The following is an 11,665-nucleotide window of genomic DNA, read 5'->3' on the forward strand; positions in this document are numbered from 1 at the left end:
ACCCTTTCGCTTTGTTTTTACGATTGCTTCCACTAGAGGAGCAGGACACATCATATTTAGCTGCATCAGCTAAAATTTGTAACTTTTCACGAATACGATCGCTCATGACTCACTTCGGTAAAATCAAAAACAAAAGTATAAAAAATTTCGGTCCTAAAACATGTAGAAAGACTGCTTTCAACGACACTGTTTGTCGCTATACAATAAAATATGATACTCAAGGTTTTCTGTATTTTTCGATAAAATAATGAATATTATTTGCCAATTCTGCTGTGCTTGGGCAAAGTGTTGATATGAAAAAGGAGCAAGCACATGTCTTTATTATTAGAACGCCTTGGAATTAAGCATCCTATCTTTCTCGCACCTATGGCAGGTGTCTCTACTCCAGAACTTGCAGCAGAGGTTTCAAATCAAGGTGGACTCGGCTCACTAGGCTTAGGTGCCAACACCGTAGAAACAGCTCATGCACAAATTTTAAAAACTCAAGAACTGACTGAGCAACCGTTTCAGGTCAACTTTTTCTGCCATCAAAGTGTTGAACTTGAACCCATAGCATCACAGGCATGGATTGATTTTCTAAGACCTCATTTTGAACAATACCATGCAGAACCTCCTACACAGTTGCACTGTATTTATCCAAGCTTTTTAGACAACGATGACTACTTAAATGTCGTACTCGAAACTCGCCCTAAAGCAGTAAGTTTTCATTTTGGAATCCCACACCCTCATCAAATACAAGCCCTAAAGAATGCGGGTATTTTAACCATGATCTCTGCAACAAACTTAGCGGAAGCACGGGCAATTGAAGCTGCAGGTATAGATATTATCATTGCGCAAGGCACTGAAGCTGGTGGTCACCGCGGAATATTTAATGAACTTTTTGATAGCGCAATTCGGACTGTCGATCTGGTTCAACTTTTGGTAGAGCACTGTCAGTGTCCAATTATTGCCGCTGGCGGCATCATGAATGGTGCGCAATCTCAACAAATGTTAAACCTAGGGGCGAGTGCAGTCCAATTGGGTACGGCATTTGTACAGTGTAAAAGTTCAAATGCAAATGATGCCTATCGTCATGCGTTATTTCATGAGCAAATTACGCAAATTAGCGCCAGCATCTCAGGTCGTCCCGCACGAGGACTTCTAGGTCACTGGCATACACAAGTCGACTTACCAAACCGCCCTGCAGTCGCTGCTTATCCATATGCTTATGATCTTGGAAAACAATTACATGCTGCTGCCAGTCAACAAGGTGATCACGGCTTTGGTGCTTTTTGGGCTGGAAGCAATGTGTCTCAGATTCGTGAACTTGAAGCTCGTGATTTGATTAATCAATTAATTGTTGAAATGCAACAAGCCAATTATTAAGTCATTCTATCTTTTAGCTAAGCTCCAATAATGGAGCTTTTTTTATTTGGTTTCCAATAGGTTAACTTGTTCCACCTGCACATCACTCATTGTTTCACCATGCACAAGCAACTGATCAAAGTAGTCTGCAACCACTTTAAATTGCTCAGTTGTGCTTTCAACTTTATACATGTTTTGGCGGAACTCATTACTTGAGCGTAAGCCTTTGGTGTACCAAGCAATATGTTTACGTGCAATTCGACAGCCAGAGTATTCACCATAAAAACTATACAATTCAGAAAGATGCCCCTGCAACACCTCTTTAACTTCCTGAATATTAGGTGCAGCCAAATGCTCCCCTGTGTCCAAATAATGTGCTATTTCACGGAAGATCCATGGACGCCCTTGCGCTGCACGACCAATCATAATCGCATCTGCGCCAGTATAATCAAGTACATATTTAGCCTTTTCAGGACTATCAATATCTCCGTTGGCAATGACTGGGATTGACAATATTTGTTTGACTTCTTTAATCAGACTATAACGTGCGGTATTCAAATACATATCTTCCCGAGTACGACCATGCAGTGCTAATGCTGCAATACCCGCCTCTTCTGCGCGCTTCGCCACCCGTAAAATATTTTCATGGCCATTTAAAAAACCTAAACGCGTTTTGAGCGTCACAGGAACATCAACCGCAGCAACAACTTCATCTAAAATACGAGCCACCAAGTCTTCATCTTTTAAAAGTGCAGAGCCTGCCAATTTATTACAGACCTTTTTTGCAGGGCAACCCATATTAATATCTACTATTTGCGCACCATTTGAAACTTGATAGCGCGCGGCTTCAGCAAGCTCTTTGGGATCTGATCCTGCAATTTGTGCAGAAATCGGTGCTAGTTCACCATCAAAATTGGCACGGTATAAACTCTTCTTACTCATGCGAAGTGTCTGATCTGCAGTCATCATTTCGCTGACCGCATGCCCTGCACCAAAATATTTGCATAATGTGCGGAATGGACGATCAGTAACACCTGCCATCGGTGCAACAAAAATAGGGGAATGCTTTGATTTATCAAACAAATCTCTAATTACATTGTTTTTACTCAATTTTTACTTTCCCATATTCTCAAAGGTTTTACATGATTTTCAATCATTCTTAACTATTCTTTACGCCTAATTTGCGCCATAATCATCCTTGTGGCGTAAATCCAACTTTATGGCGTAAATATGGGAACAATTGCAGAACGAACTACAGCTGATGGTAAAACTCGATACAGAGCTCAAATACGAATAACTCGTAAAGGCTTACCACCATTTATAAAAACAAGAACTTTTGCAAAAGAGTCATTAGCCAAAGAATGGATTAAACGACTCGAAGCTGAGATTCTGGTTAATCCCGCTATTCTAAATCCAGAAGCTAAGGTTGTGTCAAAAACTTTAGAACAATTCATCACTCAATATTTAGATGAAATTAGTGATGAATTTGCTGATACCAAGACTGCAGCACTGAAAAATATCTGTAATTATGATATTGCCCATAAAGATGCTTACACCCTTTCACGTCAAGACTTCTCAACATTTGCAATTGAACGTCGAAAAGGCAATCCAATTGAAATGATAGATGGCGTTGCGCCAGCCACTGCTTTAAAGGATTTATCCCATATTTCATCAGTTCTAAATCATGCTGAACTTGTATGGGGTGAAGACGTTGCACACGCAAAAAATGAATTGTCACACTCACTTATCGGTCTAAAAAAAGCTCGGATTGTTACCAAATCAAAGGAGCGTGATCGTTTAATCACATCAGAAGAACTTCAAATTCTGACCAATCACTTTTATAAAGGATGGAAGCGTGTTCGTAACGCTATTCCAATGCACTTGATTATGTGGCTTGCGATCTATACAGGTCGTCGTGAAGGCGAACTATGTGAAATGCGTTTAGATGATTTTGACAAAAGAAATAGTCAATGGAAGATCAGGGATGTTAAAAATCCAGATGGATCCAAAGGAAACCATAAGTTTGCCCATTTAGAGCCTAATGCCCTACACATCATTGAAGAATTACTTGAACCGTCTATACGAAAAAGAGTGTTGGAGCTGGGTTATAGTGAAGAGCTTTTATTGCCTGTCAATGTACAGACAGTCAGTGATTATTTTCGTAGAGCATGTCGTTTAAATGGAATTGAAGATTTAAGGTTCCATGATTTACGCCATGAAGCTGCAACACGTTATGCAGAGGATGGCTTCACGATACCTCAGCTGCAAACGATTACATTGCATTCGTCATGGAATAGCCTTAAACGTTATGTAAACCTAAGAAAACGTGGCGAACGTTTAGATTATCAGACAGCTATTCAATTTGCCCGACAACAACATGATGCTAATTATTCTAAATTTGCTTTAAAACAAAGATATGTATCCGCTGCTGATATTGCGGATGCAGAGGATGCTTACTCTCAAGTTCTAACACCTGATGTTATAAATACTGAATTTTCTTTTACCAAAGAACTGTTGGAAAGATTTATAAAATCATTCCGCCCAACTAAAAGCATTAAAGATATGTATAAAGAAAAATCTAATGTACAGAACATATTTGCGTGGAATGATGTGCAGCAGTCTTTTGTAGTTCCATACATGCAAAATGCCTGGGAAAATTGGATTGACGATAATGGGACTATTGATTGGAAGCAACTACCAGATGACACCACTCACTTTAGCATCAAAGGGCTAGATGTTTTAAAAATTGAAGATGAACGTGTCTACAAATGGGAAAAAGAAATAGAAAAATGGTTTGATATTACTAAATATTTTGATATGAATAGTGTGAAATTGATTATGAAAAAATGAATAAACTAAGGGTTGCATTTATTGATGATAAATTTTTTGCTTACATTCCTAAAGAGTTTTTAAATTTAGCTAATCTAGGCATTGATATCTCTATGAATAAAAATTTGCACTGGATATCACCACTTGATGATTAATCATAATTAAAGACCATTTAGAGCTACTATTAATCATTAATTTTGAGTGTTTTTTGTGATATTAATAAAGTAAATACAAAAGCTAAGCAACATAGTGACCTACTCTAATATGCCTAACAGTTCTGAATACAAAAGACTAACAACCACTGAATTAAATGCTTTAATGACCATGGCCATGCAACAATCATTTAACGCAATTGTGATTACAGACGCATGTTTTGAGCATAATGGCCCAAACATAATTTTCTGCAATCCTGCATTTTGTGATATGACTGGTTATAGTGAAGAAGAATTAATTGGAAAATCACCACGCATATTACAAGGTCCTGAGACAGACAAAAATGTAATACGAGAATTAAAAGCTGTATATCTAATGGGTTATTTTTCCACAATAACACTATCAATTATCGTAAGGATAAGACTCCATATTATGTAGAATGGAACATATCCCCTATTAAAAATGAGATAGGTGAAATTACTCATTTTGTCTCAGTCCAGAGAGATATTAGTGAAAAATACGAAAGCCTAAAATTTCAAGCTATGCTGATTGCGGCAATTAATGCAACACCTGACACAATAGTAATTACAGATGATCAATCTAGAATTAAATTTATTAATAGTGCCGTAGAAAAACTCACTGGTTACACTTTCGAAGAACTAACAGATAAACCAATCCACAAACTTTATCAACATAATGAGCAGCTTGTGGAGTTAAGCAATAAAAAGAAAGGACTAAGCAATTTTGAGCATATGAAAGACCTTGATCAAAATCTGTTTTTAGATCTCATTTTTACACCATTAAAAGACCACAAAGGGGTCATTACACACCACCTTAGCGTTGGTAGAAATATTAATCACCATATTAAGGTCAAAAGCCAACTTGAAGAGTGGGCAAATTATGATAGTTTGACAAGCGTATTTAATCGTCGTTATGGGGATCATCTACTAGCTACAATTCAGAATGACATGCTTAAGCACAACAATTGTTGCTGTATTCTTTTGAGCGACATTGATAATTTTAAGACTATTAATGACACCTATGGCCATTCATTAGGTGATAAAGTTTTACAAAAAGTAATGAGTGAAATCGCTAAAAATATACGGAGTCAGGATTCTTTAATCCGATGGGGTGGCGATGAAATCTTAGTTGTATTGCCTGGTATAAAACTTTCTTCAGCAGTAAAAATAGCTGAACGCTTAAGAACAGCAATCGAGTCTTACAATATTCCGACTGCTGAAAAAGTCACAATGTCGTCAGGAGTGGTCGCATGGAAAAGAGGCGAAACTAAAGAAAGTGTTCTAAAAAGAGTGGACGAACAATTATATATTTCTAAAAATAATGGCCGTAACTGTGTATTTTCTCAACCTTAATCCAAAACTGGAAATTAGGAACGGTGAATTAAAATAGGAAAATAGTTGATAGTGAATTTATTGAGAGCCATCATTAGATTAACTTGTAAATTTTATCACTGTTAATACTCTGAAAAAACATTTCAAAACTTGGACGAATGTCTTCACCATCAACTGTTATGTATCTTAACTTTGAGTTTAATTCACTACTTCGAGAGTTTTTATCAAGAGTTGCATCTATGGAATATTTAGTCCCAAATTGATCTTTCACGATAACTTTTTTCTTTAACATTTATTCACCCCTTTATATGATTTATTAAAACAATTTAAATATTTTCCTAACAGATTTTGAAGTTAAATTTAAATAACTGATTTAATTCAGTATAAAATGTTCTTCCATCTAAATTTAAGTCAACCACAATTCCAGATTGGAGTAATACGCGCTTACCAACTTCAATAGATTTTAGTCCATTTCGTGTATTTTGCATTTTTTTTAGAGGGATTAGAGATACCTGAATTTCAGTACCATTCGCGGATTTAGCAATTAGATTGCTTAGATTTTCCAAATTTCACCATTTCATAAATTTCTATAACAATTAAGTTAATAATTCTTCTTGCGGATAAAAAGCACTTTATAGTGCTTTTTATATTTAAAACTCTTTATAAAGCAATAATATTAACAGCATTAGGACCTTTTTGGCCCTGAACTACACTGAAAGAAACTTTCTGCCCTTCGTGTAGTGTTTTGAAACCTGAACTTGCAATTTCACGAAAGTGAGCAAACACATCAGGACCTGACTCTTGCTGAATAAAACCAAAACCTTTAGTTTCATTGAACCATTTAACGGTGCCATTTACTGTATTAGACATAATATATCCTACTGAATTTTAATGAAAATTAGCCAAAATTAATGACTATATGTAACTTTGAAATAATTTAATGGAGCTAAAGATCTGAAAAACGAAGGATTATGAATAAAACTGCGATAATTTAAGAGATTTACTAAACATTTATTTTTTTCTAGTTGAATGAATCATACACTAAAAATAAATTTAATCAAGTTTTCTTATATATATATTTAATTATCTTATTATTATTAAATAATACAAGAACACGGCTATAAGAATTTTATAATTAATGAATGCTAAATAATGAAACCATTAATTTCATTAAATTGTATGGATGGAACGTGAATAATCACCAAAAATACGTTCTAGCCCAATAAGTACTAGAACGTATATGGCTTAATTTTGGAAATCCTTAAGATGAATCTTCATCACAAAAGTGGTGAATCAATAAAAGGTTTACCAATTAAAAATATCTTATTAAAATTTATAACGTAAAGTTAGAGTGTCATTACGAGGTGAACCATAGTTCATGCTGTTTGCTCCAATACCTTCGTAATATTTTTTGTCAAAAATATTTTCAATATTGGCTTGAAGGCTTAAGTTGTGGTCAAAGTCATAACCAAACATTGCACTAGCAAGAGTTACAGCACCCTGTTCGATATAATTTGCATCTGTTCCAGTATAGAATTTGCTCTTATAACTCACACCTGCACCTGCTTTCCAAGAACCAGTCTTATACTTTAAAAATAGATTCGAGGTTGTGCGTGAATTGTTGGTGTTCACTTTTACCCCATGAGATTTAGCTTCAAAGTTCGCTATACCAAAGTTGATGCCCCAATTTTCATTAATTTCACCATCAGCTTCAAATTCAAAACCTTCAGACTTCACACCATCGACACCATAGTAAGCGTTTTCTGTAGAAGATCCATTCACTTTTACATTGTTACCATCGGCATCATACAAAAGTGAAGCAACATTATCTTGTTGAATTCTAAAGACTGATAGTGCAGTATTTAAGCGTTTATCAAACCATTCACTTTTAATTCCAGCCTCATATTGTTTACCAATTATTGGGTCTAAATAACTGCCATCTTGCTGTTTATTATTTTGTGGTTTAAAGATATCCGTATAACTCGCATATACAGAGTGATTTGGAGCAAAGTCATAGATCACACCAAAGTACGGAGTAACTTCATTATTAAATTCTCGATCACCACTTCCTGTGGCAAGATTCTCAAATTTCCAATTGGATAAACGGACACCTGCAATAGTTTTTAGACTATCCAAAATTTGGAATTTACCTGAAATATAAAATGCACTTTGTGTCGTTGATTGTGGGTAACCTGAATATGTACCTGGCTGCCATTCTAAGTCTTGTAATAAATTTCCTGCGCCCGTAATGTAGCTAAATGGGTTAGCTAGATATTTTGATGCTCCGCCACCATAATATGAACCCGCATATTTATACTTATAGGCTTCATTTTTGTTCCATGAACCACCAAAAATAATTTCTTGGGGTTGGTTGAATAAGGTAAATGGTGCATTCACATAGATATCAACGTTATTTTCTTTATTTGCTTGTTCAGCTTTCCATACGGAAAGATTACTGAATGAACTCGTATTGGTTGCTTTATCGACCTTACCCGAAGTGTAAAGTAGTTGTGTATCCATCTCTACTTGGCGATAGGTATATGCTACATTCAAATTAATGTCATTGAATAAAGTTTGCTTAAGCCCTGCAAATACCATAGTGTCATCTTGATTCCAATAAGTCCAAGGTGCACTGACAGTAACTTTTCGAGAAAAATTAGTTCGAGATCCATCACTATAGAATGCTGGAACACCACCCCAACGTACGCCTGAACGATTCAATTCTTGATAAGTTGCACCCAAGTACACATTGGTTTTATCTGAAATATCCCAATCTACAGTTCCATAAACGACGTTACGTTCTTTCTCGTAATTATTCATAAAAGACCCTTCATCGGAGTGTTTTAGGTAAGCACGTCCACGTAAAGAGCCATCGCTGTTTAATGGCGAAGAAAGATCGGCAGTAGTTGACCATGAATCCCATGAACCGTAGGAAGTGCTTAAGTTACCAGTAAATACTTTACTGTTAGCTCGTTTGCGCACTAAGTTGGTTGCCATAGCTGGATTACCTGCGCCAGTAGTCAAACCATTTGCGCCTTTAATGATTTCAACACGGTCATATATCCCTAAATCTAAATCATTAGATCCCATGTTTGTGGTCGTTGGCATTCCATCTATCATGTAGTAATCAACACTAAAGCCACGGGCGTAAACTGATTGACGTTCATCTGTACGCGGTGTTGAAACACCTGTAACAGTATTGAAGAGATCTTGCAGAGAAGAAAGATTGCGGTCTTCTAGATATTGTTGAGTAAAAACTTTAACGCTTTGAGGGGTTTCTCGTAGAGATAAATTAAGTTTGGTCGATGTGCTGTTACTTTCTGCTGTGTAGCTATTGGAGCCTTCGGTTACACCTTTATTTTTTTCTTCCGCTTGGACTTTGATTGTTTTCAATGTCTCAACTTTATTCGTTTCTTCAACATCACTTTCTGCTGCATAAACTCCTGTACTGATGCTAATGATTGAAAGGCAAAGGGCACTCATACGAAATTGCACGCGCAGTCTCCAATAAACGGTATTAATAATGATTCTAATTATATTACACATTGTTAAATAATGTAATCGCAACCGTTTATTAAAAACAATAAACCCTCTTTATTAGTCACTTAGATTCTCAAATGAAGTGCTTCATTGAAAAGAAACTAGGAAATGAAATTTAGACAGATACGCCATAGTTAAGGTTTTTATGCTGTTTTACGACCAAGTTAAAGTAAATATGGGGTGTATAAAACCTTATATCAGAAGAAATATGAATAAAACTATAAGATAAATATTATCATTTGCTAATGATAATTATTTTTATTGATGTATTTTGATACAGCCAGTAAGATGCCCGTGAACATTAAGTGAGAATTATTATTTGTTCGAAATTTTGTGGGTATGGGTAAAAGGTATAATCAATGATATTAAATAGAACAGCACTTGTTGCAGCAATTACGGCATGTCTGCCATTTACACTGTATGCTGAAAGTGAGATAGAACAAGCGGGGAAAGATGTTCAAACACTACAAACCATTGTAGTTTCAGCCTCATTAAAGGAGCAAGATGTTGATAAAGCCCCAGCATCAATGAGTGTTGTCAGCAAAGAGGAAATTGAGCGTAGCGCAGCCACAAGCATTTCCGATATTCTGACGCAACAAGTTGGCGTGGCAAATTACAATACTGGTGGTGATAAAATCGCAATTCGTGGGATGCGAGATACATCTGGAAGTTATACGCTGATTTTGTTAAATGGTAAACGCATGTCTTCGCTTGGTGCGATGTGGCGTGGGAATGATTTTGATTGGAACTCGATTCCACTGAATGGTATTGAACGCATTGAAATTATTCGTGGACCGATGTCATCTTTATATGGTTCTGACGCCATGGGTGGCGTAATCAATATTATTACCAAAAAAGCAGAGTCAGGGGTTATGACAGGATCGGTTTATGCCCAATATAACCGACTTGAAAATGGGTCTGGTAAAAATCAATACAGTTACGGTGCTTCGGTACGTGGTGGACTTTCTGATGCATTAAGCTTTAGCTTATCTGCCTCAGCAACGGATAAAGATGCATGGTACCGCAAGACGAGTGACCGTAATGCCAGTAACTATGAAGGGGCTTACTTTGTAGAAAAACAAAGCCAAAATGTGATGGGAACCTTGACGTGGGACATCAATGATCAGCAAAGTGTGGATGTAGATTTAGGCTATAACCATGACGAACGTCCGCTAACCTATGATGGTCAAACCACTTACGCATCTCAAGAAATTAAGCGTACCAATTTAGGCTTAACACACCGTGGTAAGTGGGGTTGGGGCTCGACCGAGGCTTACATGGGTTATGAGCATAGTGATATTGATGATACCGATTCAGAATATGACAACCCAATTTCACGAAGCTATAAACAAGAAAACCTGATCGCGCGAACTTTTGCGAATTTTGACTGGTGGATAAATAACACCACCGCAGGTGCCGATTTTAAAGATCAAAAAATTACGGATAATGTCTCATATTCATCGGGTGGAAATGAACAAAAAAGTTATGGTGTATTTGTGCAAAATGATACACAACTACTCGATGACCTCACCTTAACCCTAGGCGGACGTTATGATGATTATGATAATTTTGAAGGGAAAGCCACAGGCAAAGCCTATTTGACTTATGAGTTATCACCAGGCGTCATCTTGAAAAGTGGTTTGGGTCAGGCATATAAAGCACCATCGCCTTATCAACTTGATTCCAATTATAAAATGATTAGCTGTGGTGGAAGTTGTTACATCTATGGAAATCCTGATTTAAAGGCTGAAGAAAGCACGAACTACGAAGCTTCATTGATTGTGACACGTCCAAATTGGAATGCAGGCGTCACGTTCTTTGATAATGAGGTGACGAATTTAATTGAGCGTGTAACAGATTCTGCGGGAACCACGGCGAGGCCTTATAAATGGGACAATACTGCACGTGCAGAAATACGTGGCGTTGAGTTAACTGGGGGATATCGTTTCAATGATCGGATTGGAATTAAGTCGAATGCAACTTATTTAGATGCGAAAAATAAGGTGACCGATAAAAACTTAACTGAACGTCCAGAATGGACTGTAAATGCGGCATTGGACTGGGAAATTGTTGAGCAATTCCGTACAACACTTGCTGCAAACTATATTGGCAAGCAATGGTATAACTCAGCAAACACCATTCGTTTACCGAGCTATACAACTTATGACCTGACTTTCTCTACGCCACTCAGCAAGAGTCTAATACTCGATTATGGGATTCGAAACTTGACCGATATTGATTTAGAAGATGAATCAACCAGCTTTGTAACGAAACTATATGGTCGTAATTATTTTATAAAGGCAACGTATAGTTTCTAAACTGTATTAGTTCAGACTTAATCTGACATAGGTCTTGAAAAAGAAGAAGTTACCGATTTTGATTAAAGGTGTCGAATCTCAATCAATAAGGGTAACTTCTCATGTTGCATACTAACAATCAAATCATCA

11 protein-coding genes are annotated in these 11,665 nt (G+C 36.7%); 5 read left to right on the forward strand and 6 right to left on the reverse strand.

The window, feature by feature from the left end:
* Window positions 1-106, reverse strand: a 106-nt coding sequence (locus tag GBI16_RS18975; RefSeq protein WP_228267854.1) for a hypothetical protein, incomplete at its 3' end; no start/stop codon positions are given.
* A 206-nt stretch (window positions 107-312) separates the two neighbouring features.
* On the opposite strand from GBI16_RS18975, the gene GBI16_RS16225 reads away from it, so the two are divergent.
* Window positions 313-1,365, forward strand: a complete 1,053-nt coding sequence (locus tag GBI16_RS16225; protein WP_151707468.1) for a nitronate monooxygenase family protein — start codon at window positions 313-315, stop codon at window positions 1,363-1,365.
* Window positions 1,366-1,407: 42 nt separating this feature from the next.
* Here the strand turns inward: GBI16_RS16225 and dusB are convergent, their stop codons facing one another.
* Complete coding sequence (dusB, locus tag GBI16_RS16230; protein WP_266095381.1) at window positions 1,408-2,427, reverse strand: tRNA dihydrouridine synthase DusB; 1,020 nt, start codon at window positions 2,425-2,427, stop codon at window positions 1,408-1,410.
* 147 nt (window positions 2,428-2,574) lie between these two features.
* Here dusB and GBI16_RS16235 point away from each other — a divergent pair, with 147 nt between their 5' ends.
* From GBI16_RS16235 to GBI16_RS16240, 3 genes are all read left to right on the forward strand, one after another.
* A complete protein-coding gene (locus tag GBI16_RS16235; protein WP_151707470.1) occupies window positions 2,575-4,194 on the forward strand; it encodes a tyrosine-type recombinase/integrase in 1,620 nt (539 codons plus the stop codon).
* A gap of 309 nt (window positions 4,195-4,503) precedes the next feature.
* A complete protein-coding gene (locus tag GBI16_RS18980) occupies window positions 4,504-4,764 on the forward strand; it encodes a PAS domain-containing protein (RefSeq protein WP_266095380.1) in 261 nt (86 codons plus the stop codon).
* Complete coding sequence (locus tag GBI16_RS16240) at window positions 4,695-5,699, forward strand: diguanylate cyclase (RefSeq protein ID WP_404814620.1); 1,005 nt, start codon at window positions 4,695-4,697, stop codon at window positions 5,697-5,699. The genes GBI16_RS18980 and GBI16_RS16240 overlap by 70 nt, the downstream gene beginning before the upstream one ends.
* A 73-nt stretch (window positions 5,700-5,772) precedes the next feature.
* On the opposite strand, the gene GBI16_RS16245 is transcribed toward GBI16_RS16240, so the two are convergent.
* The 4 genes from GBI16_RS16245 to GBI16_RS16260 form a co-directional block, all read right to left on the reverse strand.
* Entirely contained in the window at window positions 5,773-5,970 is a 198-nt protein-coding gene (locus tag GBI16_RS16245) for a hypothetical protein (RefSeq protein ID WP_151707471.1), read from the reverse strand.
* A 46-nt stretch (window positions 5,971-6,016) separates the two neighbouring features.
* The gene (locus GBI16_RS16250; protein ID WP_151707472.1) at window positions 6,017-6,244 is read right to left on the reverse strand and encodes a hypothetical protein; all 228 of its coding nucleotides are present in this window, start codon (window positions 6,242-6,244) and stop codon (window positions 6,017-6,019) included.
* A gap of 94 nt (window positions 6,245-6,338) precedes the next feature.
* Window positions 6,339-6,548, reverse strand: a complete 210-nt coding sequence (locus GBI16_RS16255; RefSeq protein WP_151707473.1) for a cold-shock protein — start codon at window positions 6,546-6,548, stop codon at window positions 6,339-6,341.
* Window positions 6,549-7,004: 456 nt separating this feature from the next.
* Complete coding sequence (locus GBI16_RS16260) at window positions 7,005-9,161, reverse strand: TonB-dependent siderophore receptor (protein WP_228267856.1); 2,157 nt, start codon at window positions 9,159-9,161, stop codon at window positions 7,005-7,007.
* Window positions 9,162-9,577: 416 nt separating this feature from the next.
* Between GBI16_RS16260 and GBI16_RS16265 the strand changes: the two genes are divergently transcribed.
* Window positions 9,578-11,536: a TonB-dependent siderophore receptor gene (locus tag GBI16_RS16265; RefSeq protein ID WP_151707475.1), complete on the forward strand. Its 1,959-nt coding sequence runs from the start codon at window positions 9,578-9,580 to the stop codon at window positions 11,534-11,536.
* The last annotated feature ends 129 nt before the right edge of the window (window positions 11,537-11,665 follow it).

Source organism: Acinetobacter sp. TUM15064 (assembly GCF_008980265.1).
Taxonomy (GTDB): Bacteria; Pseudomonadota; Gammaproteobacteria; order Pseudomonadales; family Moraxellaceae; genus Acinetobacter.